The organism is Streptomyces sp. NPDC047515, assembly GCF_040643055.1.
Taxonomy (GTDB): Bacteria; Actinomycetota; Actinomycetes; order Streptomycetales; family Streptomycetaceae; genus Streptomyces.
This window is the reverse complement of the sequence record NZ_JBEYTM010000003.1, coordinates 240749-266592: the sequence shown is the minus strand read 5'-3', so window position 1 is coordinate 266592 and position 25844 is coordinate 240749. Positions and strand designations below refer to the sequence as shown.

27 protein-coding genes are annotated in these 25844 nt (G+C 70.5%); 17 read left to right on the top strand and 10 right to left on the bottom strand.

The window, feature by feature from the left end; all coding sequences use genetic code 11:
• The first annotated feature begins 47 nt into the window (after positions 1–47).
• From ABZ826_RS04115 to ABZ826_RS04090, 6 genes are all read left to right on the top strand, one after another.
• Entirely contained in the window at positions 48–635 is a 588-nt protein-coding gene (locus ABZ826_RS04115) for a 2-oxo-4-hydroxy-4-carboxy-5-ureidoimidazoline decarboxylase (RefSeq protein ID WP_361441839.1), read from the top strand.
• A gap of 239 nt (positions 636–874) precedes the next feature.
• Positions 875–1255 carry a succinate dehydrogenase, cytochrome b556 subunit gene (gene sdhC, locus ABZ826_RS04110; protein WP_072486591.1) on the top strand — a complete coding sequence of 127 codons (381 nt, stop codon included), beginning with the start codon at positions 875–877 and terminating at the stop codon, positions 1253–1255.
• A gap of 5 nt (positions 1256–1260) precedes the next feature.
• Positions 1261–1737 (top strand): succinate dehydrogenase hydrophobic membrane anchor subunit, encoded by a 477-nt coding sequence (locus ABZ826_RS04105; protein ID WP_361441768.1) that lies wholly within the window; start codon positions 1261–1263, stop codon positions 1735–1737.
• A gap of 29 nt (positions 1738–1766) precedes the next feature.
• Positions 1767–3521, top strand: a complete 1755-nt coding sequence (gene sdhA / locus ABZ826_RS04100; protein ID WP_361441765.1) for a succinate dehydrogenase flavoprotein subunit — start codon at positions 1767–1769, stop codon at positions 3519–3521.
• Positions 3521–4279, top strand: a complete 759-nt coding sequence (locus ABZ826_RS04095; RefSeq protein WP_361441762.1) for a succinate dehydrogenase iron-sulfur subunit — start codon at positions 3521–3523, stop codon at positions 4277–4279. Before sdhA ends, ABZ826_RS04095 begins: the two co-directional genes overlap by 1 nt.
• Positions 4280–4460: 181 nt before the next feature.
• A complete protein-coding gene (locus ABZ826_RS04090; protein ID WP_361441759.1) occupies positions 4461–5027 on the top strand; it encodes a hypothetical protein in 567 nt (188 codons plus the stop codon).
• 234 nt (positions 5028–5261) lie between these two features.
• Here ABZ826_RS04090 and ABZ826_RS04085 read toward each other — a convergent pair whose 3' ends face one another.
• Positions 5262–5771: a MarR family transcriptional regulator gene (locus ABZ826_RS04085; RefSeq protein WP_361441756.1), complete on the bottom strand. Its 510-nt coding sequence runs from the start codon at positions 5769–5771 to the stop codon at positions 5262–5264.
• A gap of 87 nt (positions 5772–5858) precedes the next feature.
• Here ABZ826_RS04085 and ABZ826_RS04080 point away from each other — a divergent pair, with 87 nt between their 5' ends.
• The 4 genes from ABZ826_RS04080 to ABZ826_RS04065 all read left to right on the top strand — a co-directional run bounded on the left by ABZ826_RS04080 (position 5859) and on the right by ABZ826_RS04065 (position 8763).
• Entirely contained in the window at positions 5859–7085 is a 1227-nt protein-coding gene (locus ABZ826_RS04080) for an MFS transporter (protein WP_361441753.1), read from the top strand.
• 67 nt (positions 7086–7152) lie between these two features.
• A complete protein-coding gene (locus tag ABZ826_RS04075) occupies positions 7153–7584 on the top strand; it encodes a hypothetical protein (RefSeq protein WP_361441750.1) in 432 nt (143 codons plus the stop codon).
• Positions 7585–7591: 7 nt separating this feature from the next.
• Entirely contained in the window at positions 7592–8029 is a 438-nt protein-coding gene (locus tag ABZ826_RS04070) for a DCC1-like thiol-disulfide oxidoreductase family protein (RefSeq protein WP_361441747.1), read from the top strand.
• 23 nt (positions 8030–8052) lie between these two features.
• Entirely contained in the window at positions 8053–8763 is a 711-nt protein-coding gene (locus tag ABZ826_RS04065) for a TetR family transcriptional regulator (protein ID WP_361441744.1), read from the top strand.
• Between the two features lie 86 nt (positions 8764–8849).
• Here the strand turns inward: ABZ826_RS04065 and ABZ826_RS04060 are convergent, their stop codons facing one another.
• From ABZ826_RS04060 to ABZ826_RS04050, 3 genes are all read right to left on the bottom strand, one after another.
• Complete coding sequence (locus ABZ826_RS04060; RefSeq protein ID WP_361441836.1) at positions 8850–10406, bottom strand: ABC transporter substrate-binding protein; 1557 nt, start codon at positions 10404–10406, stop codon at positions 8850–8852.
• A gap of 187 nt (positions 10407–10593) precedes the next feature.
• Positions 10594–11952: a metallophosphoesterase gene (locus ABZ826_RS04055; RefSeq protein ID WP_361441833.1), complete on the bottom strand. Its 1359-nt coding sequence runs from the start codon at positions 11950–11952 to the stop codon at positions 10594–10596.
• A gap of 54 nt (positions 11953–12006) precedes the next feature.
• A complete protein-coding gene (locus ABZ826_RS04050) occupies positions 12007–12252 on the bottom strand; it encodes an SCO4848 family membrane protein (RefSeq protein ID WP_351074418.1) in 246 nt (81 codons plus the stop codon).
• Positions 12253–12373: 121 nt separating this feature from the next.
• Between ABZ826_RS04050 and ABZ826_RS04045 the strand changes: the two genes are divergently transcribed.
• On the top strand, positions 12374–13642 hold the full coding sequence (locus tag ABZ826_RS04045) for a D-alanyl-D-alanine carboxypeptidase (protein WP_361441740.1): 1269 nt from the start codon (positions 12374–12376) through the stop codon (positions 13640–13642).
• On the opposite strand, the gene ABZ826_RS04040 is transcribed toward ABZ826_RS04045, so the two are convergent.
• Entirely contained in the window at positions 13590–14519 is a 930-nt protein-coding gene (locus ABZ826_RS04040) for a YihY/virulence factor BrkB family protein (RefSeq protein WP_361441737.1), read from the bottom strand. The genes ABZ826_RS04045 and ABZ826_RS04040 overlap by 53 nt on opposite strands.
• A gap of 142 nt (positions 14520–14661) precedes the next feature.
• Here ABZ826_RS04040 and ABZ826_RS04035 point away from each other — a divergent pair, with 142 nt between their 5' ends.
• Together ABZ826_RS04035 and ABZ826_RS04030 are read left to right on the top strand one after the other, a co-directional pair.
• Entirely contained in the window at positions 14662–16011 is a 1350-nt protein-coding gene (locus ABZ826_RS04035; protein WP_361441734.1) for an FAD-binding oxidoreductase, read from the top strand.
• A 148-nt stretch (positions 16012–16159) separates the two neighbouring features.
• The gene (locus tag ABZ826_RS04030) at positions 16160–16960 is read left to right on the top strand and encodes a decaprenylphospho-beta-D-erythro-pentofuranosid-2-ulose 2-reductase (protein ID WP_361441731.1); all 801 of its coding nucleotides are present in this window, start codon (positions 16160–16162) and stop codon (positions 16958–16960) included.
• A gap of 45 nt (positions 16961–17005) precedes the next feature.
• On the opposite strand, the gene ABZ826_RS04025 is transcribed toward ABZ826_RS04030, so the two are convergent.
• Both ABZ826_RS04025 and trpS read right to left on the bottom strand, forming a co-directional pair.
• Positions 17006–17596 carry a 2'-5' RNA ligase family protein gene (locus ABZ826_RS04025; RefSeq protein ID WP_361441728.1) on the bottom strand — a complete coding sequence of 197 codons (591 nt, stop codon included), beginning with the start codon at positions 17594–17596 and terminating at the stop codon, positions 17006–17008.
• Between the two features lie 112 nt (positions 17597–17708).
• Positions 17709–18722: a tryptophan--tRNA ligase gene (gene trpS / locus ABZ826_RS04020; protein ID WP_361441725.1), complete on the bottom strand. Its 1014-nt coding sequence runs from the start codon at positions 18720–18722 to the stop codon at positions 17709–17711.
• A gap of 221 nt (positions 18723–18943) precedes the next feature.
• Between trpS and rocD the strand changes: the two genes are divergently transcribed.
• Positions 18944–20149, top strand: coding sequence for an ornithine--oxo-acid transaminase (gene rocD / locus ABZ826_RS04015; protein ID WP_361441722.1), 1206 nt, complete (start codon positions 18944–18946; stop codon positions 20147–20149).
• Positions 20150–20311: 162 nt separating this feature from the next.
• Here the strand turns inward: rocD and ABZ826_RS04010 are convergent, their stop codons facing one another.
• Both ABZ826_RS04010 and ABZ826_RS04005 read right to left on the bottom strand, forming a co-directional pair.
• Positions 20312–21487 (bottom strand): glutathionylspermidine synthase family protein, encoded by a 1176-nt coding sequence (locus ABZ826_RS04010; protein ID WP_361441719.1) that lies wholly within the window; start codon positions 21485–21487, stop codon positions 20312–20314.
• A gap of 48 nt (positions 21488–21535) precedes the next feature.
• Positions 21536–21811: a hypothetical protein gene (locus ABZ826_RS04005; RefSeq protein WP_361441716.1), complete on the bottom strand. Its 276-nt coding sequence runs from the start codon at positions 21809–21811 to the stop codon at positions 21536–21538.
• Positions 21812–21936: 125 nt separating this feature from the next.
• Between ABZ826_RS04005 and ABZ826_RS04000 the strand changes: the two genes are divergently transcribed.
• The gene (locus ABZ826_RS04000) at positions 21937–22800 is read left to right on the top strand and encodes a hypothetical protein (protein WP_361441830.1); all 864 of its coding nucleotides are present in this window, start codon (positions 21937–21939) and stop codon (positions 22798–22800) included.
• Between the two features lie 86 nt (positions 22801–22886).
• Here the strand turns inward: ABZ826_RS04000 and ABZ826_RS03995 are convergent, their stop codons facing one another.
• Positions 22887–24305, bottom strand: a complete 1419-nt coding sequence (locus ABZ826_RS03995) for a PLP-dependent aminotransferase family protein (protein WP_361441713.1) — start codon at positions 24303–24305, stop codon at positions 22887–22889.
• Between the two features lie 47 nt (positions 24306–24352).
• Here ABZ826_RS03995 and ABZ826_RS03990 point away from each other — a divergent pair, with 47 nt between their 5' ends.
• A complete protein-coding gene (locus tag ABZ826_RS03990; protein WP_361441710.1) occupies positions 24353–24865 on the top strand; it encodes a carboxymuconolactone decarboxylase family protein in 513 nt (170 codons plus the stop codon).
• Positions 24866–24943: 78 nt separating this feature from the next.
• A complete protein-coding gene (locus ABZ826_RS03985; RefSeq protein ID WP_361441707.1) occupies positions 24944–25678 on the top strand; it encodes an isocitrate lyase/phosphoenolpyruvate mutase family protein in 735 nt (244 codons plus the stop codon).
• The last annotated feature ends 166 nt before the right edge of the window (positions 25679–25844 follow it).

Genomic DNA, 25844 nt, shown 5'->3' with positions numbered 1-25844 from the left:
CCCGCCGCACCCAGGTTCACAGATGTCGTTGATTCGAGGAGCCCACGCTGTCCAGGTCCAGCGAGTCCCACGCCGGCCTCCCGAAGCGACTGCGCCGACCGGCCACCCGGACTGCCGTACCCGTCCAGGAATCGGCGCCGCGCGACTCCGGACCGGCCCCGACCGGGGCCGGCGACCCCGGCCTCGACCGCTTCAACACCGCACCGTCCGCCGAGGCCGAGGCCACGCTGCTGAAGTGCTGCGGAAGCCGCCGCTGGGCGCAGCGGCTGGCCGCCCACCGCCCGTACCCCGACATCGACGCGCTGCTCGCCGCCGCCGACGAGGCCGGCTACGACCTGTCCCCCGAGGGTCTCGCCGAGGCGCTCGCCGCCGAGGTCTCCCCCGGGCTGCACGACACCGCGCCGCACTCCGCCCATCTCGCGCTGCGGGCCGCGCACGCCGCGTACGAGTGCCGCTTCGGCCATGTCTTCGTGATCTGCCTGGACGCGTTCGAACCCGCCGAACAGCCGGACCAGGTGCTCGCCGGAATCCGGGCCAGACTGGGGCACGACCCCGACCAGGAGCGGGTGGTGACCGCGGAGGAGATGCGGCGACTCGCCCGGGGCCGCATCATCGGGCTGATATCGGATTCATAACGGAATAGGCCGTTCGACGGCGTCCGGCAGCCCGTCCCAGGGCCTTTCGCCTGATCCGAACGAGCGGCCCTAGCCCGTCCGTGCCTGTTTGATTGCCACTTTGATCACACCAGAGACCCCCGCGCGAACGAACCGACAAAGCGTCGCTACGATGGCCGGGGCCGGTGGACCGTACCCGGCCGGGTCAGACCGACAGTCAAGCCGGCCGGCCCCAATCCCCGCTCCCGGAGGGTTCTTCCGTGCCGGCTGGAACGCTGTACCGCGGCCGGGAAGGCATGTGGTCCTGGGTGGCTCATCGAGTCACCGGTGTCCTCATTTTCTTCTTCCTGTTCGTACACGTCCTGGACACCGCTCTCGTCCGCGTCTCCCCCGAGGCCTATGACGACGTCGTGGCCACGTACAAGACGCCGATCGTCGCGCTCCTCGAATACGGCCTGGTGGCCGCCATTCTCTTCCACGCGCTGAACGGTCTCCGCATCGTCGCCGTGGACTTCTGGGCCAAGGGCCCGCGCTACCAGAAGCAGATGCTCTGGTCCGTCGTGGGGATCTGGGTCGTGCTCATGGTCGGGGCCCTGTACCCCGTCCTCGGCCACGCCGTACGCGAAGTCTTCGGGAGCTGAGGCCAATGTCCACCGAGTCCTCCGCCGCGATCGGCTCCGTCGAGGGCGTCAGCCTCTACGACGTCGACCACCCGGCCCCGGTCATCGAGCCGCCGCGCAAGCGGACCGGCAAGACCCCCAAGGCCTCTCGCACCAACTTCGAGATGTACGCCTGGCTCTTCATGCGCCTGTCGGGCATCGTCCTGGTCGTCCTGGTCATCGGCCACCTGCTGATCCAGCTGGTGCTGGACGGCGGCGTCTCCAAGATCGGCTTCGCCTTCGTGGCGGGCCGCTGGGCCTCGCCGTTCTGGCAGCTCTGGGACCTGGCGATGCTGTGGCTGGCCATGCTGCACGGCGCCAACGGCCTCCGTACGGTCATCAACGACTACGCCGAACGGGACAACACCCGCTTCTGGCTGAAGATGCTGCTGTACACCGCCACGGTCTTCACCGTCCTGCTGGGCACGCTGGTGATCTTCACCTTCGACCCGAACATCCGCTAGGCGCCGGGCCAGAGGGACCAGAGGAAATCATGCAGATCCACAAGTACGACACCGTCATCGTCGGCGCCGGCGGCGCCGGTATGCGCGCGGCGATCGAGTCCACCAAGCGCAGCCGTACCGCCGTGCTCACGAAGCTGTACCCGACCCGCTCCCACACGGGCGCCGCGCAGGGCGGCATGGCCGCCGCGCTCGCCAACGTGGAGGAGGACAACTGGGAGTGGCACACCTTCGACACGATCAAGGGCGGCGACTACCTGGTCGACCAGGACGCCGCCGAGATCCTGGCGAAGGAGGCCATCGACTCCGTTCTCGACCTGGAGAAGATGGGCCTGCCGTTCAACCGCACGCCCGAGGGCCGTATCGACCAGCGTCGCTTCGGTGGCCACAGCCGTAACCACGGCGAGGCCCCGGTCCGCCGGTCCTGCTACGCCTCGGACCGCACCGGCCACATGATCCTCCAGACGCTGTACCAGAACTGCGTCAAGGAGGGCGTGGAGTTCTTCAACGAGTTCTACGTCCTGGACCTCCTGCTCCAGGAGGTCGACGGAGTCACGAAGTCCGCAGGCGTCGTCGCGTACGAGCTGGCGACCGGCGAGATCCACGTCTTCCAGGCGAAGTCGATCATCTTCGCCTCCGGCGGCACCGGCAAGTTCTTCAAGGTGACGTCGAACGCGCACACCCTGACCGGTGACGGCCAGGCCGCCGCCTGGCGCCGCGGCCTGCCGCTGGAGGACATGGAGTTCTTCCAGTTCCACCCGACGGGCATCTGGCGCATGGGCATCCTGCTGACGGAGGGCGCCCGCGGTGAGGGCGGCATCCTCCGCAACAAGGACGGCGAGCGCTTCATGGAGAAGTACGCGCCGGTCATGAAGGACCTCGCGTCCCGTGACGTCGTGTCCCGCTCCATCTACACGGAGATCCGTGAGGGCCGCGGCTGCGGTCCCGAGGGCGACCACGTCTACCTCGACCTCACGCACCTGCCGCCGGAGCAGCTGGACGCCAAGCTCCCGGACATCACCGAGTTCGCGCGCACGTACCTCGGCATCGAGCCCTACACGGACCCGATCCCGATCCAGCCGACCGCGCACTACGCCATGGGCGGCATCCCGACCAACGTCGAGGGCGAGGTGCTGGCCGACAACACCACCGTCGTCCCGGGCCTGTACGCCGCCGGTGAGGTCGCGTGCGTCTCCGTGCACGGCGCCAACCGCCTGGGCACCAACTCGCTGCTCGACATCAACGTCTTCGGACGTCGCGCCGGCATCGGTGCCGCCGAGTACTCCGCGAAGCACGACTTCGTCGAGCTTCCCGAGAACCCGGCGCAGATGGTCGAGGAGCAGATCGAGCGGCTGCGCAACTCGACGGGCTCCGAGCGGGTCGCGGCGATCCGTCTGGAGCTGCAGGAGTGCATGGACGCCAACGTGATGGTGTTCCGCACCGAGCAGACCATCAAGACGGCCGTCGACAAGATCGCCGAGCTGCGCAAGCGCTACCTCGACGTGTCCATCCAGGACAAGGGCAAGCGGTTCAACACGGACCTTCTGGAGGCCATCGAGCTGGGCAACCTGCTCGACCTGGCCGAGGTCATGGCGACCTCCGCGCTGGCCCGCAAGGAGTCCCGCGGCGGTCACTACCGCGAGGACTACCCGAACCGCGACGACGTCAACTTCATGCGCCACACCATGGCGTACCGCGAGGTCTCGGCCGACGGCACCGAGTCGATCCGGCTCGACTACAAGCCGGTCGTCCAGACCCGCTACCAGCCGATGGAGCGTAAGTACTGATGGCAACCCCGACTCTGGACAAGGTCGAGGCGCAGTCCGCCGCCTCGCCGTACATCACGGCCACCTTCCGGATCCGCCGCTTCAACCCCGAGGTCTCCGACGAGGCCCAGTGGCAGGACTTCCAGATCGAGATCGACCCGAAGGAGCGTGTACTCGACGCCCTTCACAAGATCAAGTGGGACATCGACGGCACACTGACGTTCCGCCGCTCCTGCGCGCACGGCATCTGCGGCTCCGACGCGATGCGGATCAACGGCAAGAACAGGCTCGCCTGCAAGACGCTGATCAAGGACATCGACCCGGAGAAGCCGATTACGATCGAGGCCATCAAGGGCCTCACGGTCCTCAAGGACCTCGTGGTCGACATGGACCCGTTCTTCCAGGCGTACCGCGACGTCATGCCCTTCCTCATCACCAAGGGGAACGAGCCGACCCGCGAGCGTCTGCAGTCCGCCGAGGACCGCGAGCGCTTCGACGACACCACCAAGTGCATCCTGTGCGCCGCGTGCACGTCCTCGTGCCCGGTGTTCTGGAACGACGGCCAGTACTTCGGCCCGGCGGCCATCGTCAACGCGCACCGCTTCATCTTCGACTCGCGCGACGAGGGCGGCGAGCAGCGCCTGGAGATCCTCAACGACCGTGACGGTGTGTGGCGTTGCCGCACCACCTTCAACTGCACGGACGCCTGCCCGCGTGGCATCGAGGTCACCAAGGCGATCCAGGAGGTCAAGCGGGCGCTGATCACGCGCCGCTTCTGACCACCACCGGCACACCGGTCGCATCCCGGGCCCCGTTTTCCGCACGAACACCGCGGGAAGCGGGGCCTCTTGCTGCGCCCTCCAAGTCCGGACGGTACGGTCGTGCGGGACCGGACACCGATTCGCCGCCTCCGGCGCAGCAGGGCACGGGGCGCACAGGCTTGATCGAAAGCGGGGAACGTTGAGCGATCCGAATCCGTACGCGGACGACTCATACAAGTGGGGGCCTCCCCAGCAGCCGGGCAATCCGCCCACCGTCGAGGACGGCCAGGGCCAGGGGCAGTCCGCGCCGGCCTACGGCTACCCGCAGCAGCTGTCCGACTCCGCGGCCCAGCCCGGACCGGGCTACGGCCACCCCGGTTACGGCTATCCGCAGCAGCCGGGGATGCCTCCCGGCGGTGGCGGTGTGCCGATGCTGACGTTCGGTGACATCGCCGTGGTGAACGACCAGATCGTGACGCCGGCCGGCACGATGCCGCTCAAGGGCGCGGTGTGGACGGCCACCGACCTGTCGCGCACCGAGGAGAGGATCCCGACGGTGGCGATCGTCCTCGCGATCGTCTTCGCGCTGCTCTGCCTGGTCGGTCTGCTCTTCCTCCTGATGAAGGAGAAGACGACGACCGGCTTCATCCAGGTCTCGGTGACCAGCGGTGGCAGGCACCATTCGACGATGATCCCGGCGATGGGCCCGGAGACCTTCCCGATGGTCATGGCACAGATCAACACCGCCCGCTCGATGAGCATCTGACATACGACCGCAGCCTCCGGCTCCCCGGTGTCGGGAACGGAGGACCCGGCGACGGCGCGGCTTCCGTTCGTCGGTGGAGCGGGCGGCCGAGCGGTGGAACGGGGTACTCGGCCGCCTCCTGGCGCAGGACCTGGACAAACTCCGGTCGGAGCCGGCCGATCACCTGGTCGGGGACCCGAACGGTCCCGGCTTCGAGGCGGCGACCGGAAGCGCGGGCCCCGAGCGCCGGGCGGCTCAGTCCCAGGCGGCGCCGCCCCGGTCCTCGGCGACCACCATGATGCGCCGCAGCATGTCGTTGAGCAGGGTGCGCTCGTCCTTGTCGAGGACGCCGAGCAGCCGGTACTCCTCGTGCCCGAGGACGTCCATCGCACCCAGCCAGGTCGAGCGGCCCTCGTCGGTGAGTTCCACATCGACCCTCCGGCGGTCGGTGGTGGAGGGCTTGCGGCGGACGAAGCCGCGCCGTTCGAGCGCGTCCAGCCGGCCGGTGACGGAGGCGGGCGCGAGGTCGAGGTCCGCGGCGAGTTCGGAGGGGGCCGCCTTCCCGCCGCGTCCGGCCAGCTTGTGGAGCGTGTCGAACTCCTGGCGGTCCAGATCGAAGTCGACCAGGGACTGTTCGCGTACCCGGCGCAGATGGACGGAGAGCTTCTTCATCCGGGTCACCGCGCCCTCGACATCGGGATCGAGGTCGGGAAGGACGGGCTTCCAGCGCTCCACATGTCCGTCGGTCCAGTCGCGTCGCTCCATGGGGAAAGCCTACGCCCGGCCTCCAACTTCCCTTCGGTACAAGATATTTCGTTGACGAATAGTTCGGTACCGAAATAGCTTTCGCGCATGCCGCATCCTCTGCGCACGCGCGCCTTCCGCCTGCTCTTCATCGGACGCACCCTCTCGCTCCTCGGCGACGCCGCCATCCCCACCGCTCTCTCCCTGGCCGTCTACCTGGCCACCGGCTCGACCGGGGCGCTCGCCCTGGTGCTGGGCTGCGCGATGGTCCCCAAGCTGCTCCTGCTACCCCTGGGCGGCGTCGTCGGCGACCGCTTCAACGCCCGGACCGTGGCGCTCACGACCGATCTCGTGCGGTGTGCGACGCAGCTCTTCGTCGGCGCGGAGCTGCTCGGCGGCTCCCCCGCGCTCTGGCAGATCGCGATCGCCGAGGCGATCGGCGGCGCCGCCGGGGCGTTCGCGATGCCGACCGTGTCCCCGCTGATCCGCGGCACCGTGGCGGAGTCGGGGCTGCTGCGCGCCAACTCGCTGATGTCGGTGGTCAGCAGCGCGACCCGGCTCGGCGGCCCGGCCCTCGCCGGAGCCCTGATCCTCACCGCGGGGCCGGGCTGGGCCTTCGTCCTGGACGGCGCGAGCTTCGCGGTGAGCGCGGCGCTGCTGTCCGCCATGAAGGTGCGACACATACCCATCCCCCGAAGCTCCCTGCTCAGCGACCTCAAGGAGGGCTGGAGCGAGGTGCGCAGCCGCGACTGGTACTGGACGAGCCTGATCGCCCACGCCGCCTGGAACGGCGCGGCGGCGGTCCTGATGACCGTGGGTCCGGCCCTCTTCGTCGACGAGCTGGGCGGCAAGGGCGTCTGGGTCGCCCTGCTCCAGACCGGCGCGGCCGGCCTGCTCCTCGGCTCCCTGCTGGCCGGCCGGGCCCGCCCCCGCCGCCCGGTCCTGATCGCCAACCTGGGCCTCGCCACATACGCCCTGCCGCTCGGCCTCCTGGCCGTCCACGCGCCGGTCGCCGTGACCATCGCCGCGTACGGCGTCGCTCAGGCGGGCCTCGGCTTCCTCAACCCGGTCTGGGAGACGGCGGTCCAGTCCGCCGTGCCCGCGCAGGCCCTGGCCCGCGTGACCTCGTACGACTGGCTGCTCTCGCTCGGCGCGATGCCGCTCGGCTACACCCTGGCCCCGCTCGCCGCCTCGGCCTGGGGCGCCGAAGTGCCCCTGGCCGTCGCGGCGGTGGCGGTCGGCGTGGCCTGCCTGGCGACGGCCGCGGTACCGGGTGTGCGACGTTTCGGGGCCCTGGGCAAAGCGGCGGAACCCGCCGCCGAAATGGCGACTTGAACATGTTCAAAGATGGGCCTACCGTCCATGACAACAGCTTTTGAACGCGTTCAAGAGAGGGTGGGGCATGGACCTCACTGTTGTCGCGTACGTCATCTACCTGCTGATCAGCGTGGCGCTCACCATCTGGGTCGCGCGCACGCTCAGCCACAACGGCAAGGTGTTCCTCGCCGACGTGCTGCACGGGAACGAGAAGCTGGCCGATGCCGTCAACCACCTGCTGGTGGTCGGCTTCTACCTGGTCAACCTGGGCTTCGTCACGCTCTATCTGCGGAACAACGACCGGGTCGCCGATGCCCGCGGGCTCTTCGAGGCACTCTCGGTGAAGCTCGGCGTCGTCCTGCTCGTCCTCGGTGTGCTGCACCTCGGCAATGTCTATGTGCTCAACAAGATCCGCCGTCGCGGTCTGATGGAGCGGGAGCAGACCCCGCCCGTGCCACCGCAGGACTGGACGGGACCGGGCAACGGTCCGTGGGCCGCGCCCGCCGCCGAGGCCTGAGCGCGCCATGACCGCCGAAGCAGGCGGGCGGCGGCTCCCCGTCCAGGACCTCACGGTGCTGTACGACGTGCGGTGCCCGCTCTGCCTCCATCTGCGCCAGTGGCTGATGAAGCAACGTCAGCTCGTCCCGCTCGACCTCGTCCCGGCGGCCTCCGAGGAGGCGCGCCGCCGCTTCCCCGGGCTCGACCACGCCGGGACGCTCGACGAGATCACGGTGATCGGCGACCGGGGGCAGATCTACCGCGGGACCTCCGCGTGGATCGTCTGCCTCTGGGCGCTGGCCGAACACCGGCCCAGGTCCCACTGGCTGACCACCCCGGCGGGCCGCCCCTTCGCACGGGCCACCGTGCTCGCCGCCGCGAAGTACCGTTCGCTGACCGCGCCGCCGTGCGGCGACGGGGACGGAGCCTGCACCGCGGGTATCGGCCCCGGCCCCGAGGACTGACCGGGGCCGATACCCTCAAGGCTGTGGTGAAGGAAGCGAAGGATGTGAAGGAAGTCAAGGCTCCCAAGAGCGAGCAGACCCGCACACTCATCCTCGAAACCGCGCTCCGGCTCTTCCAGGAACGCGGCTACGACAAGACGACGATGCGGGCCATCGCCCAGGAGGCCGGCGTCTCCGTCGGCAACGCCTACTACTACTTCACGAACAAGGAACACCTCGTCCAGGGCTTCTACGACCGGCTCGCCGCCGAGCACGAAGCGGCGGTGCGGCCGGTCCTGGACGGTGACAAGGACCTCGCGGTGCGGATGCGCGGGGTCCTGCTCACGTGGCTGGACGTGGCGGAGCCGTACCACCGCTTCGCCGCCCAGTTCTTCAAGAACGCCGCCGACCCGGAGAGCCCGCTCAGCCCGTTCTCGGCGGATTCGGTCGCCGCCCGCGAGGCGGCGATCTCCATCCACCGGCGTTGCCTGGCCGGCTCCGACACCAAGACCGACCCCGAACTGGCCGAGCTGCTACCGCAGTTGATGTGGCTGTTGCAGATGGGCCTGGTGCTGTACTGGGTGTACGACCGGACGGAGCACGCCGAACGCAGTCGCCGTCTGGTCGAGCGCTCCGCCCCGATCGGTGCCCGCGCCATCGCGCTCTCCCGGTTCCGGGTACTGCGCCCGCTGGTGCGACAGATTCACGAGGTGCTGGAGGAGTTCCTCCCCGGCGCCGCGAAGCGCCGCGCCTGAACGGACAAAGGGCGGCCGCCCGGCAGCGCCGGGACCAACCGCCCCCAAGTCCCTGTCCTACGCGCCGGGACGGGCGCGGCGGGCCGTCAGATCCACCTCAGCTCCCACAGCCGCCAGATGCCGGTGCCGTCCGAGAGGTACTGCGAACCGGAGACGTCGGTCTTGCTGATGACGTAGTCCTTCTTCTGCCACAGCGGCACGAGCGGCACGTCCTCGCCGACCAGGGCCTGGAGCTCCTTGAAGTCCGCCGAGGTACGGCCGCGGTCGCTGTACTGCAACGTGGAGCTGATCAGGGAGTCCATCTTCTTGCTGGAGTAGCCGTTGTGGAGGCTGTTGTCGTGGCCGACCAGCGGCTGGCTGAAGGTGTCGGGGTCCGGGTAGTCGGGGAGCCAGCCGACGGTGTACGCGTCGTACTTGCCGGCCGCGTACTCCTTCTGGAACTTCTGCCAGTCGACGGCCTTGACCGACACCTTGAACAGCCCGTCCGCCTCCAGCTGGCGGCGCAGCTCCGCGGTCTCCTGCGCGTAGGCCTCGTCGCCGCCGCGGTAGGCGAAGGTGATCGCCAGCGGCGTCTGCACGCCGGCCTCCTGCATCAGCTTCTTGGCGCGCGCGGGGTCGGGCGCGGGGTAGGCGTCGAAGAACGGCGTGCTGTGCCCGATGTAGCCCTGAGGAATCAGCGAGTAGAGCGGTTCGACCGTGCCCTTGTAGATGTCGGTCACCAGGGGCGCGCGGTCGACGATCGACGCGATGGCCTGCCGGACCTTCTTGTTGGCGAGCGGGGAGCTTTCACGGACGTTGAAGACGAGATTGCGGATCTCGGCACTGTCCGCCTCCGTGACGCGCAGGTCGGGGTCGCCGGGGTTCAGCTCGGCGAGCGTGGCCGGCGGCAGCTGGCGGTGCGTCACATCGATCTGTCCGGCCTTCCAGGCCGCCAGGAGCGCGTCCGACTCCTTGAAGTAGCGCACGGTGACCGGGACACCGGTCTTCTTCAGCGCGCCCTTGTACCGGGGGTTGGGAACCAGCTCGGCGGTGGCGTCCGGCCGGTACGACTTCAGGAGGTACGGCCCCGAGCCGTCGACCGTGTTCCCGGACCGGAGCTTGTTCGGCGGGTACGTCTCGCGGTCGACGATCGACCCGGCACCCGTGGCGAGCTTCTGCGGGAAGGTCGCGTCGCGCGAGGAGAGGTTGAAGGTGATGGTGCGGCCGTCGGCCACCACGTTCTTGAGGCTCGGGAACAGGATCCACGGACCGACATCCGTCTTGATCTTGATCATCCGCTCGACGGAGTACTTGACATCGGCGGCGGTGATCTTGCGGCCGTTGGAGAAGGACAGGTCGTCACGCAGCTTGCACTGGTACGTCTGCAGCTTCTGGCCGATGAATTGACAGCTCTCGGCGGCGTCGGGCTCGGGGACGGTCGCCCCGGACTTGAACGTCATCAGGGACTGGTAGATGTTGCTGTACATCGCCCAGGAACCGGCGTCATACGCCCCCGCCGGGTCGAGCGAGGTGACCTCGTCCGTGGTGCCGACCGCGATCGGGTCCGACTTCACCTCGTTCGAGGGAAGCAACTGCCAGGCACCGACGCCTGCGATGACCAAAACCGCGAGAATCGCGAGAATCCGTATCCGGACCGACCGCATTGACGTGCTCTCCCTTACCAGCCCCACCTCGGCGTTGCGCTCAGATCCGCACATCACCACATGCTCGCGATCAGCCAATCACACGACTTTCACATCTGGAAGACCAAAACTGTGACTCATAGCCTTTCGTTCGGCACTTGAAACCTTCGCATTTCCGGAGGGTCTGTAACCGGCCATCGACGGAGGGTCAGGCCTGCCGGGAGGCGAGCTCCACGACGGTGATGTCGGAGGGCGCGCCGACCCGGACCGGCGGCCCCCAGGCGCCCGCGCCCCGCGAGACGTAGAGCTGGGTGTCGCCGAAGCGGTCGAGTCCGGCGACCGTGGGATTGGCCAGTCCCGCAATGAGGTTGCCCGGCCAGAGCTGGCCGCCGTGGGTGTGGCCGGAGAGCTGGAGATCCACGCCGTGGGCGACGGCCTCATGGATGACGACGGGCTGGTGGGCGAGGAGGACGGCGGCCCGGGTACGGTCCCGGTCGCCGAGCGCGGCCCCGAAGTCGGGCCCCTGCCCCTCGCTCTCCCCGGCGATGTCGTTGACCCCCGCGAGATCGAATCCATCGATCTCGACCCGGGCGTTCTCCAGGGGGTGAAGCCCCAATTCCCTGACCTGGTCGACCCATTGGGCGGCGCCGGAGTAGTACTCGTGATTCCCGGTGACGAAGTAGCTTCCCCGGCGGGCGCTCAGCCGCGCGAGCGGCTCCGCGGCCGGACCGAGGTCCGCGACGGTTCCGTCGACGAGATCACCCACGACGGCGACCAGATCCGGCTGGGTCCGGTTGATCGTGTCGACGATCCGTCGGGTGTGGGCGCGGCCGAGGATCGGGCCGAGGTGGATGTCGCTGACGACGGCGATCCGGAAGCCGTGCGCGGAGCGGGGCAGCTTGGCGAGCGGCACGGTGACCCGCTCGACCCGGGGCCCGCGCAGCACGCCGTACGTGCCGTGGCCGACCGTGCCGAGCCCCGCGACGGCGGCGGCGCCCCCGACGGCCCGCGCGACGAACAGCCTCCGCGTGGGGGCGACGGGACGGGACGGGGCGGGGGTGGCGGCCGAGGGGACGAGGGTGTCCGCGGTGGCGGTGGTTTTGGCGGCCTCCCTGGCCCCGGCGGTACCGGTGGCTTCCGTGAGGGCGGCGCCGGTGGCCCCGGTGGTCCCGGCAGCCCCGGCGGTCCCGGCGGCCTCCGCGAGGGCGGCGCCGGTGGTCCCGGGTGCGGGCGCTTCCGTCGCCGTGGCCCGGTCCGGTGCGCTCGCACGGCGCGCGAGCACCCGTCGCAGTACCGGCCGTACCGCCTCGCCCACCAGCAGTGCCAGCGTCAGATACAGCAGCGCGGCGAGCCACAGGTACCCCGGCCAGGCGAGCACCCGCTGGAGCCAGAAGGGCGCACCCGCACGGCCGGAGACCAGGGCGCCGATGCTCAGCAGCGGCAGGAGGTACGCGGCCACCGTGCCGACGGTGCGCAGGGCGCTGCCCTCGGTCGTCGTGTCACCGACGAGACGGCGCCACAGATAGCGGTGCACGCCGACGAGCAGCGCGAGCAGCACGACCGCCATCAGTGCGATTCGGGCCACTGCCACTCGTGCTTCCCCCGTCCGCCGTACGGCCTGTCACGCATGTTCTCGGCGCAGAGCCCTGACTCCACGGAACCCGATCACACCAACTGCCGTCCCCAGGAGAAAGGAAGTGATGGCGAGCAGCAGATGCACCCAGAAGTACGTGGTCGGGTCACCCGCGTCGTCGAAGGCGAGTCCGCTGCCGTCCTTCCACAGATTCTTGACGAAAGTGATCCAGATGAACCAGCTCCACACCCCGAAGGCGAGCAGGAACCAGGAGACGGGGCGGCTGAGCTTCATGGACTCAGTATCTCCGCCGCGCTCCGGCGAAGTCGCCCGGGGTGGGCTGTCCCGGCGGTATGCACGGCGGGTCAGGCCGTCCGTATCCCCATCCACATCTTCGCCCTGTACGTTTCCGACCGTGTCTGCTCTGAATAAGATCGCATTGACGGTCACCTCTGCCGCTTTGTTGTCCGCTTTTGTCGTCAGTCCGGCATCGGCGACCAGCAAGGACACCTCCGACAACCGGCCGAAGCCACCCGCCGGCATGTCCCGCGTCGGCGGCGAGCTGCTGGGCCGGACCGGTACGCAGGTCAAGCTGGGGGCAGGCGCCCCCGTACTGCCCAAGGAGCTCACGGGCAGGTCCTGGATCGTCGCGGACGCGGAGAGCGGCCAGGTGCTCGCCTCGCACAACCCGCACTGGCGGCTGCCCCCCGCCTCCACCCTGAAGATGCTCTTCGCGGACACCGTGATGCCCGCGCTCCAGCCGAAGACCCGGACGTACACGGTCAAGGACGAGGACCTCGCCGGCCTCGGCGAGGGAAGCAGCCTCGTCGGCGTCAAGGAGCACCTCAGCTACACGGTCCACGACCTGTGGCTCGGGGTGTTCCTGCGTTCGGGCAACGACGCGGTGCACGTGCTGTCCGCGATGTACGGCAGCGTCCCGAAGACCGTCGCCGCCATGCAGGCCCACGCCGAGGAGTTGCAGGCACTCGACACGCACGTGGTGTCGCCCGACGGATACGACGCGCCCGATCAGGTCTCCAGCGCGTACGACCTGACACTGTTCGCCCGCAGCGGCCTGCAGAAGGCGGACTTCCGGGAGTACTGCTCGACGGCCGAGGCCGAGTTCCCGGGCGCGGAGAAGAAGAACGGGAAGCGCGAGAGCTTCGGGATCCAGAACACCAACCGGCTGCTCACCGGTGCGGACGGCGTCGACCCGTACAAGGGCATCGCGGGCGTCAAGAACGGCTACACCACGCACGCGGGCAACACCTTCACCGGTGTCGCCGAACGCGACGGCCGGGTGCTGCTGGTCACCGTCATGAACCCGTCGTCCAAGGAGCCCCACGCCGTCTACAAGGAGGCGGCCAGCCTCCTGGACTGGGGATTCGCCGCGAGCGGCAAGGTGACCCCGGTCGGCGAGCTGGTCCCGCCGAAGTCCGCCAGTACCCGGGACGAGAGCGGGACCGGGACCGGAAGCGGCAAGGGCCCCACGGCGGGCACCGGGGAGAACGAGGGCAGGAACGGCGCCTCGCACGCCGCCAGGGCCGCCGGCGCGGGCGGCGGGGGAATGGGGATCGCACTGGGGATCGCCGGAGGTGCCGTGGTGCTGCTGGCCGGCGGCGCGTTTCTGATCAACCGGCGCTGGCCGCTGCCGGACCTGGTGCGCCGCCTCCCTCGCCGCTGACGGGCGCGGAGTCCTTCTCGGTGCCCCTGCCGCTCCGCGTCGCCGTCCAGGCGGCGCAGAACAGCAGCAGTTTCGCGGTGAAGTTGATCCACAGCAGCAGCGCGACCGGCACCCCGAAGGCGCCGTACATGCTCTTCGAGGCGACGCTCCTCATATAGCTGCCGAGCAGCAGCTTGAGCAGTTCGAAGCCGACCGCGCCGATCACCGCGGCGACCAGCAGCCTGCGCCTCGGGGGCTCGACCCCGGGCAGCAGCGTCAGCAGATAGAGCAGCAGCAGGAAATCGGCGAGGGCCGCCACGACGAGGGCCGCCACCTGCAGCACCACACCGCCCGCGCCGCGGTCCGAGATGTCCAGCAGACCGGCGGTCCAGCCGACGGCGACGGAGCCGGCCGAGGAGACGGCGAGGGTCGCGAGCGCCGCCCCGCCGAGGCCGAGGAGCAGCCCGATGTCCTTGAGTTTACGGATGACCGGATTGCCCAGGTCCACGTCGTCCATGCCCCACACGGCACGCAGACAGCCCCGCATCGCGCCGATCCAGCCGAGCCCGGTGAAGAGCAGGAACGCACCGGCCACGAGTCCGACCGTGCCCGCGTGCGCCACCAGATTGCTGATGCCGAGCTGGTCGGAGATGCCCGGCACCTGCTCGGCGATCCGGTTCTCGATCCTGTGGAGCTGCTCGGCGGAGAGCAGCGAGGCACCGACCGCCGCACCGACCGCGATCAGCGGGAAGAGCGCCAGGAAGCTGATGAAGGTGATCGCGGCGGCGAGCCTGCTCCAGTGGACCCGTTCCAGCGTCTCGTACGAGCGCCAGGTGTGCGTCGCCATCAGCCGCGAGACGATCGGCCCGATGACAGGGAGGTTTTTCAGCCAGTCCATGACGTACGACTACCCTCCCGGTCACGGAAAACCGGCCCTCCCCTTCACTGCCCTACGAGCTGGCACCCCCTCAATCACCCATACTGGTGAGTGTTGTAACAAATCCCTCGAAAGGGTTTTCTCGGGCGATACGGTCACCACCATGTCTGTCGACACCGTGTCCCTGACCGGCTGGGGCGGCACCGCCCCGACGACCGCGCTGCGCTTTCGCCCCCGTACGTACGAGGAGGCGGCGGCCACCGTGCGCGGCTGCGGACCCCGCGGGTCCATCGCCCGGGGCCTCGGCCGGGCCCACGGCGACGCCGCGCAGAACGCGGGCGGCTCCGTCCTCGACATGACCGCGCTGAACCGGATCCGCACCATCGACGCCGGGTCCGGCCTGGTGGTCTGCGACGCCGGGGTCAGCCTGCACCGGCTGATGGAGGTGCTGCTGCCGCTCGGCTGGTTCGTCCCCGTCACACCGACCACGCGTTATGTCACCGTGGGCGGCGCGATCGGCGCCGACATCCACGGCCACAACCATCACTTCTCCGGCTCCTTCTCCCGGCACGTCCAGGAGCTGGAGCTGCTGACCGCCGACGGCGGGATCCGTACGGTCCGGCCCGGCACCGGTCTCTTCGACGCGACCGCGGGCGGGCTGGGACTGACGGGGGTGATCCTCTCGGCCACGCTCCGGCTGCACCGCGTCACCAGTTCCTGGATGTCGGTCGACACCGAGCGGACCGTCGACCTGGACGACCTGCTGGCCAGGCTCTCCGCCGGAGACCATCGCTACCGCTACTCGGCCGCCTGGATCGATCTCCTCGCCCGCGGCCGGGCGACGGGGCGCTCCGTACTCACCCGCGGGGATCACCTGCCCCAGTACGCGCTCCCCGCGCGCGCTCGGCGCACACCGCTCGCGTTCCGCCCGGGACAACGGCCTGCCGCACCCGCGCTCGTACCGCAGGGGCTGCTCGGCCGCGCCTCCGTCGCTCTCTTCAACGAGCTCCGGTACCGCACCGCCCCCACGTACCGCATCGGGGAGCTCCAGAGGCTCTCGGCCTTCTTCCACCCCCTGGACGGCCTGCCGTACTGGAACCGTGTCCATGGCCGCGGCGGGTTCGTGCGGTACCAGTTCGTCGTCGGGCACGGACAGGAGGAGGCGCTGAGCCGGATCGTGCGGCGGATCTCCCACCGGCGCTGCCCTTCGCTCCTCGCCGTGCTCAAACGGCTCGGCGGGGGCGACCCGGGCTGGCTGTCGTTCCCGATGCCCGGCTGGACGCTCGCCCTCGATCTGCCCGCCGCCCTGCCCGGCCTGGCCGGGTTCCTGGACTCGCTGGACGAGGAGGTGGCGGGGGCCGGCGGCCGGGTCTGTCTGGCGAAGGACTCCCGGCTGCGTCCGGAGATGATGGCCGCGATGTATCCGCGACTGGCCGAATTCCGGTCCCTGCGCGCCGAGCTGGACCCGAGCGGGGCGTTCCGCTCGGACCTGTCGCGCCGCCTGTCACTCTGACGGCCGGCCACCACCACCGCCGCACCGCACCGCGCGAACCGCCTTCCGCTCGTCCGCTCGTCCCCATCCGCTCGCCCGCTCGCCCGCTCGCCCGCTCGTCCCCTCGTCCCCTCGTCCCCTCGTCCCCTCGTCCGCAAGGAGTGTTTCCGTGAAGGACGCCTTCGGTGCCCCGCAGTCCCTGCTCGTCCTCGGCGGCACGTCGAAGATCGCTCTCGCCACCGCGCGCCGGCTGATCGCCGGCCGCACCCGCACGGTCCGGCTGGCCGGCCGCCCCTCCCCCGCCCTCGACCGGGCCGCCGCCGATCTGCGTGCACGCGGCGCGGACGTCCGTACGGTCGACTTCGACGCCCTCGACTCCGCATCCCATGAGACCGTCCTCGGAAAGATCTTCGCCGAGGGCGACATCGACATGGTGCTCCTCGCGTTCGGCATCGCGGGGGACCAGGAGCGTGACGAGGAGGAACCGCTCTCCGCGGTCCGGGTCACCCAGACCAACTACACCGGGGCGGTCTCCGCCGGGCTGGTGTGCGCCGGCGCGCTGCAGGCTCAGGGGCACGGTTCGCTGGTGGTGCTGTCCTCGGTGGCGGGCGAGCGCGTCCGCCGCGCCGATTTCATCTACGGGTCCAGCAAGGCGGGCCTGGACGCGTTCGCGCAGGGGCTCGGGGACGCGCTGCACGGCACGGGGGTGCATGTGATGGTCGTGCGCCCCGGCGTCGTACGTCCGGAAGCGGCGGCCGGGACCGCGGGGCCGCGGCTCGCCGCGGCACGGTTCACCGAGGCGCCGCTGGAGGCCTCGCCTCTCACGACGACCCCGGACGCGGTCGCGGCGGCCATCGTGACGGGGCTGCGGCGGCGCTCGGAGACGGTGTGGGTGCCGGGGTCGCTACGGGTGGTGATGTCGGCACTGCGGCACGTGCCGCGCCCGCTGTTCCGGCGCCTGCCGGTCTGAGCGGGGGCTGCCGCCGGGGGGCCTCAGAGGCCGCCCGACAGGCTCTCAGGGGTGCAGGGAGGGCGCGTCCACGGAGGAGCCGCTCTGCGCGGGCACGGCGGGGGCGGCGCCCCCGGCGCCGAACGGGAACTCGTTGATCTTGCGCCAGACGCTGTCCGGGCCCTGCTCGTACAGCGCGAAGGAGTCACAGGTCCAGGCGGCCTCGTAGTCGCCGAGCTCCTCGTACGCCCGGTCCATCGCCGGCTCGGTGATGCCGTGCGCCACGGTCACATGCGGGTGGTACGGGAACTGGAGCTCGCGCACCAGAGGCCCGGAGGCGTCCCTGATCCGCTTCTGCAGCCACGAGCAGGCCGAGGCCCCCTCGACGACCTGGATGAAGACGACCGGCGAGAGGGGACGGAAGGTCCCCGTGCCGGACAGCCGCATCGGGAAGGAGTGGCCGCCGGTGGCGACCTGGGCGAGATGCGCCTCGATCGCGGGCAGACCGGCCACCTCGACCCCGGTCGGCGGAAGGAGGGTGACGTGGGTGGGAATGCCGTACGCGGCAGGATCCCCGAAGCTCGCGCGCCGCTCCTGGAGCAGGCTGCCGTAGGGCTCCGGGACCGCGATCGAAACGCCGAGCGTTACGGTCCCCACGTCGTTCTCCTCAATCCTCGACGGTGGATGGTCGGTTTTCGGCCATCCACCGGGTCAACATCCCATCGCCAGTGTGACGCCTGCGGTCACGAAACCGCCAGGGTCCTTGGACTCAGTGCTTCGCGGGCAGGAAGCCCATCCGGTCGTACGTCCGGGCCAGGGTCTCGGCCGCCACGGCACGGGCCTTCTCCGCGCCCTTGGCCAGAATCGAGTCCAGCGTCTCCGGGTCGTCCAGGTATTCCTGGGTGCGGGTGCGGAACGGTGTGACGAAATCGACCATGACCTCGGCGAGATCGGTCTTGAGCGCACCGTAGCCCTTGCCCTCGTACTTCTGCTCCAGATCCGCGATCGCGGTGTCGGTCAGCGTGGAGTAGATGGTCAGCAGGTTGCTGACACCGGGCTTCTCCGCCCGGTCGAAGCGGATGACCGTGTCGGTGTCGGTGACCGCGCTCTTGACCTTCTTGGCGGTGGCCTTCGGCTCGTCGAGGAGGTTGATCAGGCCCTTCGGAGTGGCCGCCGACTTGCTCATCTTCGCCGACGGGTCCTGAAGGTCGTAGATCTTCGCCGTCTCCTTGAGGATGTACGGGTCCGGCACGGTGAACGTGTCGCCGTAGCCGGCGTTGAACCGCTCGGCGAGGTTACGGGTCAGCTCCAGGTGCTGACGCTGGTCCTCACCGACCGGGACCTGGTCGGCCTGGTACAGCAGGATGTCGGCGACCATCAGCATCGGGTATGTGAAGAGACCGACCGTGGTGCGGTCGGCGCCCTGCTTGGCGGACTTGTCCTTGAACTGCGTCATGCGGGACGCCTCGCCGAAGCCGGTGAGGCAGTTCATGACCCAGCCGAGCTGGGCGTGCTCGGGGACGTGGCTCTGAACGAAGAGCGTGCACCGCTCGGGGTCGAGACCGGCGGCGAGGAGCTGGGCGACGGCGAGCCTGGTGTTCGCGCGCAGATCCGCGGGGTCCTGCGGAACGGTGATCGCATGCAGGTCCACGACCATGTAGAAGGCGTCGTGGGATTCCTGCAGCGCCACCCACTGGCGGACCGCACCGAGGTAGTTGCCGAGGTGGAACGAGCCTGCGGTGGGCTGGATTCCGGAGAGCACGCGGGGGCGTTCAGAGGCCATGGGGCCATTGTCTCAGGTACGGAACCGATCTCCGGCAGCCGGTGCGGAAGGTGTGCGGCCGGGCCGCACGGCGCACGCCGTCGCGAATGAGACCAGGAACACACTCCCGGCCGCACGGCGGACGGGCGCGCCGTGAATCGAAGGTTTCCTCACCGGGGTTCCGACCGACGATACAAAGTGGGCACCACCCCCGCCCACGCCGCACGACGAACGGAGATCCCGTGTCGACCACGGAAAATGCCATCGCCTCCGCCGAGGCGCACAGCGCGCACAACTACCATCCGCTGCCCGTCGTCGTCGCCTCGGCGGACGGAGCCTGGATGACCGATGTCGAGGGCCGCCGCTACCTCGACATGCTCGCCGGATACTCGGCGCTCAACTTCGGTCACGGCAACCGGCGGCTGCTCGACGCGGCCAAGGCCCAGCTGGAGCGGGTGACGCTCACCTCACGGGCCTTCTACCACGACCGGTTCGCCGACTTCTGTACCCGGCTCGCCGATCTGTGCGGCATGGAGTCGGTGCTGCCGATGAACACCGGCGCCGAGGCCGTGGAGACCGCGGTGAAGACCGCCCGCAAGTGGGGCTACCGGGTGAAGGGCGTCCCGGACGGCATGGCGAAGATCATCGTCGCCGCGAACAACTTCCACGGCCGGACGACGACGATCATCAGCTTCTCCACGGACCAGGAGGCGCGGGAGGACTTCGGTCCCTACACGCCGGGGTTCGAGATCGTGCCGTACGGGGATCTGACCGCGCTCGGGGAAGCGATGACCGAGAACACCGTGGCGGTGCTGCTGGAGCCGATCCAGGGCGAGGCCGGGGTGCTGGTGCCGCCGCCCGGCTATCTCCCCCGGGTGCGTGAACTCACCCGCGAGCGGAACGTACTGTTCATCGCGGACGAGATCCAGTCGGGCCTGGGGCGGACCGGAAAGACCTTCGCCTGTGAGCACGAGGGCGTCGTCCCGGACATGTACGTGCTCGGCAAGGCGCTGGGCGGTGGCGTGGTGCCGGTGTCGGCGGTGGTCTCCTCGCGGGACGTGCTGGGGGTGTACCGGCCCGGTGAGCACGGTTCGACGTTCGGCGGGAATCCCCTTGCCTGCGCGGTCGCGCTGGAGGTCATCGCGATGCTCCGGACCGGCGAATTCCAGCAGCGGGCGGCCGAGTTGGGCGAGCACCTCCATCAGGAGCTGGGGCTGCTGGTGGGCGGGGGCGCGGTGGAGGAGGTACGGGGCCGGGGGCTGTGGGCCGGCGTCGACATCGCCCCGATCCACGGGACCGGCCGGGAGATCTCCGAGAAGCTGATGGACCGCCGGGTGCTGGTCAAGGACACCCATGGCTCGACGATCCGGATCGCCCCGCCGCTGGTGATCAGCAAGGAGGACCTGGACTGGGGGCTGGAGCAGCTCCGCGGCGTCCTGCGCGGCTGAGGCCCGGCGCATGCACGGCTGAGGTCCGGCGCATGCACGGCTGAGGTCCGGCGCATGCACGGCTGAGGTCCGGCGCATGCACGGCTGAGGTCCGGCGCATGCAGACGGGTCCCGGGGCGGTCGGCCCCGGAACCCGTCTGCGCGCCCCGGCTGTGAGCTCCTCTAAAGAATGACGTGCGGCAGGAAGCGGGCGTACTCGTCCGTCACCAGGCCCTCCGATTCACGGATGCCGAGCCCGGCCGCCTCGTCCTCGACGACCCACGCGCCCAGCACCACCCGGTTGCCGTCGAAGTCCGGCAGCGGTGCCAACTCCTGGTAGCAGCACGGCTCGTCCCGCAGCACGGCACGACTGCCCGGCTCATGGATCGTGACCCCGGCACCCTCCCGGCCCAGCAGCGGCTTGGCGACGTACCCCCGGCCGCCGCGACCGCACCCGGCGCCCGCATCCCCACCCCGGTTCGCGAGTTCGCGCGGGCCGTCGAGATAGGAGGCGAGCAGGTTCGGATGGCCCGGGTAGAGCTCCCAGAGGATTGCCAGGAGCGCCTTGTTGGAGAGGAGCATCTTCCAGGCGGGCTCGATCCAGCAGGTGGTGCCGGTGCCGCCACCGTTGTCGAGGGTGTCCAGCACGTACGGACCGAACCGGTCGGTCGCCAGCCACTCCCACGGGTACAGCTTGAAACAGCTGCGGATGAAACGGAGCCGTTCGTCCACGAAACGCCCGGCCAGCCGGTCCCAGCCGATCTGTTCGACGGAGAGCGCCTCCGTGTCGAGGCCGGCCTGTTCGGCGGTCTCCCGCAGATAGGCGACCGTCATCAGGTCCTCGCCGATCTCGTCGCCCTCGGAGTGCGCGAAGTGCACCGGTCCGGCGGGCAGCAGCGCGGCCTGCCGACTCCACGCCTCGACGAGGCGTTCATGCAGGGAGTTCCACTGGTCGGCGCCCGGGAAGCGGTCCTCCATCCAGAACCACTGCGCGCCGGCGGCCTCCACCAGCGAGGTGGGGGTGTCCGCGTTGTACTCCAGCACCTTGGCCGGGCCGGTTCCGTCGTAGCACAGGTCGAACCTGCCGTACAGGGACGGCAGTTCGTCGCGGCAGTGCCAGGAATCGGCGACCAACGTGGCCAACCGTCCGTCGGTGATGCCGAGTTCGGCGAAGCGGCCGCGTTCCACCATGTGCGCGGCGGCGGCGAGGCACATCGCGTGCAGTTCCTCGACGACCTCCTCCAGCGCCTCCACCTCGGGCAGTGAGAAGACGTAGTAGGCGCTCTCATCCCAGTACGGGCGCAGCGAGCCGTCCGGGTGACGGGTGAGCGGGTAGACGACTCCCTGGCTCTCCACCATCTGCTGCCAGCCGGGGCGCGGCTGCGTGGTACGTCACTCCATAGCGGTTCAGCCGCCGCCGGTGCCCGAGCAGCCGAAGCCGCCGCGTTGAACGGCCGCCTTGTCGAAGCTGCCGCCCTCCACCTTGCCGTTCTTGCTCTTGCCGCCGTAGTAGTACGACCCCTTGCCGCTGCCGTTCTTGCACTCGTAGCTCGGCAGCTTGTCCCGGGTGACCGGGTCGACGCACCGCTTGTCCGGTTCCGAACCGCAGGACGTGATCATCGCCGCGAGCACCCCCATGCCACCGAGCACCACCGTGCTCGACCTCAGCCTGCGTACGGCCATCCTTCCGCCTCCCCCGTCGTGCGAATCAGGCCAATGTGGCCGTTCGTCAGATTAAAGGGCCGCCGGTTGGGACGGGAAGCCGGTCCACCGGACGTCCCCAGTAGAGTCCCTACGTGCTCTTCGGGATGATCTGCGCGCTCGGCGCCGCCGTCTGCTTCGGTACGGCCTCCGTCCTCCAGGCCGTCGCCTCGCGCGCCGCCGCCGCGCCGGGGTCGGACGCGGGGGTCGATCCGGCGCTGTTGCTGCGCGCCCTGCGTCAGTGGCGCTACCTCGCCGGACTCGCCCTCGACGGCTGCGGTTTCGTCCTCCAGATCATCGCCCTGCGGTCCCTGCCGATCTACGCGGTGGGCGCCGCCCTGGCCGCGAGTCTCGCCGTGACGGCGGTGGTCGCCGCGCGGCTGCTCAAGGTGCGGCTGAGCGCGGTCGAATGGACCGCGGTCGGTGTCGTCTGTGCGGGCCTGGGCATGCTGGCCCTCTCCTCCGGCGGCGAGGGGCACGGCACCGGCCCGGCGGCCCTGGCCTGGTGGATGCTGGGAATCTCCCTCGGCATTCTGCTGATCGGCACGGCGGGCGGACGGCTCCCGGAACGGCCGCGTGCTCTGGTCCTGGGACTGGGCGCGGGCTGCGGCTTCGGGGTGGTCGAGGTCACCGTCCGGCTGATCGACGACGTGTCCCCGTCGGCGCTGCTCACCAACCCGGCCGTGTACGCGCTGCTGCTGGGCGGCGGTTCGGCGTTCCTGCTGCTCACCTCGGCGCTGCAGCGCGGTTCGGTGACGACGGCGACGGCCGGCATGGTGCTGGGCGAGACGATCGGCCCGGCGCTGGTGGGCGTCTTCTGGCTCGGGGACCGCACCCGTGAGGGCCTCGTCTGGCTGGCGGTGGCCGGCTTCGTGGTGGCGGTGGCGGGCGCGCTGGCCCTGGCCCGGTTCGGCGAGGCCCCGGCGGACACGTCCGAACCGGCCGAACCGACCGTCCCGCAAAGCCCGTGACGTCCGGGCCCCCGGAGGTGCCCGGCCTTCATTCGACACCCCGCCCGGCCCGCCCACGCGTGCCGGCGGCCTCCGGCCTGCGGTGGTCAGGTGCGGTCCGGCTGCGGCAGCACCCGGCAGAGCGCGTCGAGCGCGCCCGCCCAGGCGCTGTCGGTCGGCGTCCCGTATCCGATGACCAGCGCGTCACGCCCCGGTCCCGCCTCCGGGTGCCGGAAGCCTGAGAGGCCCTCCAGCGCCAGCCCCTGCCACGCCGCCGCCCGCATCACCGACGCCTCACTGCCCTCCGGGAGTTCGAGCACGGCATGCAGCCCGGCGGCGATACCGCTGACCCGCACACCCGGCGCCCGCTCCGCCAACACCTCGACGAGCTGGTCGCGACGGCGCCGATAGCGCAGCCGCATCGAACGGACATGACGGTCGTACGCACCCGACGCGATGAACTCCGCGAGCGTCAGCTGTTCCAGCGCGCTCGACGACCAGTCGCTCAGTCCCTTGGCCTCGGCCACCTCCGCCACCAGACTCTCCGGCAGCACCATCCATCCCAGCCGCAGTGCCGGTGCCAGCGACTTGCTCGTCGTCCCCAGATGTACGACGCGTTCGGGGTCCAGGCCCTGGAGCGCGCCGACCGGCTGCCGGTCGTAACGGAACTCGCCGTCGTAGTCGTCCTCCAGGATCAGCCCGCCCGTACCGCGCGCCCAGTCGACCGCCGCGGCCCGCCGTTCGGGATGGAGCGGCACCCCCGTCGGGAACTGGTGCGCGGGCGTCAGCAGGACCGCGCCCGCACCGCGCAGCCCGGACAGCTCCCCGGTCCTGGCACCGAGTCCGTCGACCGGCAGGCAGGGCATGCGCAGCCCGGCGTCCGCGAGCAGCTTCCTGTGCACGTCCAGTCCGTACGATTCGACGGCCACCTCCCGCACCCGTCTCTTGCGCAGCACCATCCCCATCAGCTTCAGCGCCTGCACGAAACCGGCGCAGATCACGATCCGCTCCGGCTCCGCGTACACACCGCGGGCGCGGGCGAGATACTCGGCGAGTACGGTGCGCAGTTCGCTGCGCCCGCGCGGATCCCCGTACCCGAAGGCGTCGTTGGGCGCGGCGGTCAGGGCGCGGCGGGCCGCCTTGAGCCAGTCGGCGCGCGGGAACGTCGAGAGGTCGGGCGATCCCGGCAGCAGGTTGTGGGCGGGCCGGGAGTGGGCCGGCCGGGGCCGCGCCGTCCTCCTGACCGCCGGGCGCGGCTCGGCCCGCAGCGCCACCCTGGTGCCCGAACCCTGCCGGGCGATGAGCCAGCCCTCGGCAACCAGCTCCGCGTAGGCGTCGGCGACGGTGTTCCGGGCGACGCCGAGGTCCGCGGCGAGGCTTCGGGAGGAGGGCAGCCGGGTCCCGGGCGTCAGCCGCCCCGTCCGTACGGCCTCGCGCAGGGCGTCCGTGAGCCCGCTCCGCAGCCCCGCCGACCCCGTCGTCTCCAGATGCAGGTCGGCGCCGAAAGTGGCCCATGTATCCGTCATGGAAATGGACCATACCGCTGCGCCACCCACCCCGTAACGTCGTACCCATGACGACGAACGAGCACAGCCACCCGACCTCCGAACTCAACGCCGAGCACACCCCGCGTACGCGCTGGGCCGAGCTGGCCCCCGATATCTACAAGGCCATGGTCCGGCTGGACGCCGCGTCCCGCAGCGGCCTCGACCCGGTCATCGGGGAGCTGGTGAAGATCCGTTCCTCACAGCTCAACCACTGCGCGTTCTGCCTCGACATGCACACCAAGGACGCACTCGCGGCGGGCGAGTCCGTCGAGCGGATCGTCCAGCTCAGCGCGTGGGAGGAGTCGAAGCACTTCTACACGCCCAAGGAGATCGCGGCCATCGAGCTGACCGAAGCGGTGACCGTGCTGACCGACGGTTTCGTGCCGGACGAGGTGTGGGAGAAGGCTGCCGAGCACTTCGAGGAGACCGAGCTCGCCCACCTCATCGCCGCGATCACCACGATCAACGCGTGGAACCGGTTCGCCGTGACCACCCGCATGGTCCCCGGCCACTACAAGCCGGGCGACATCAGCCGCTGACGCGGCGACGCCCGCCGCGTCCCGAACCCGCCCACCTGCCTGCCCGCCCTTGTGCCGCACCGCCCCGGGAGCCCCGCCATGACCGCATCCGTCCTCCGTGCCCTGCACCACGACCGCGCCCCCGGGGATCCTCTGGTCCTTCCCGGCCCGTGGGACGCGGCGAGTGCACGCGTCTTCGCCGAGGCGGGCTTCCGGGCACTCGCCACCCCCAGCGCCGGGGTCGCGGCGTCACTCGGCTACGAGGACGGGGCGACGCCCGCCGCCGAGATGTTCGCGGCCGTGGCCAGGATCGTGCGCGCCGTCCCGGCCGACGTGCCGGTCTCGGCGGACATCGAGGGGGGTTACGGGCTGGCGCCGAAGGAGCTCGTGGAACGGCTCCTGGCCACCGGAGCGGTCGGCTGCAATCTGGAGGACTCGGCCGACGGCACCCTCGTCGACGCCGGGCGGCAGGCGGACCGGCTGGCCGAGGTACGGGCGGTCGCGGGCGACCGGCTCTTCGTCAACGCCCGCGTCGACACATACCTCCACGGCGTCCCCGACGGCACGGCCCGGGAGGCGGAGACAGTGCGCCGCGCCCTGCTGTACGTGGCGGCGGGCGCGGACTGCGTCTACCCGATCGCGGCCCCGCCCGAGGCCCTGCCGCGCCTGGCCGCCGCCGTCCCCGGCCCGCTCAACGCCCTGGCCCGGCCGGACGGCCCGGCCCCGCGCGAGCTCGGCGGACTGGGCGCCACCCGGATCACCTTCGGTCCGGGGCTGCAGCGCCGGGCCATGGCGGCCGTCCGCGAGATCGCGGACGAGCTGCGCACGGCGTAGCCGGCCCGGCGGCCCGGGGTTCGGCCGCGCGTCAGGGGCGGGAGCCCCGGCGTTCGGCCGCATGCCAGGTGGTGCCCTCATGGACCGGCCGTGCGCCGACCCGCCAGGACGGCCACGCGGGGTCAGGCCCGTGCGGGGTCAGGCCCGGCCGGGGCCGTACGTCCTG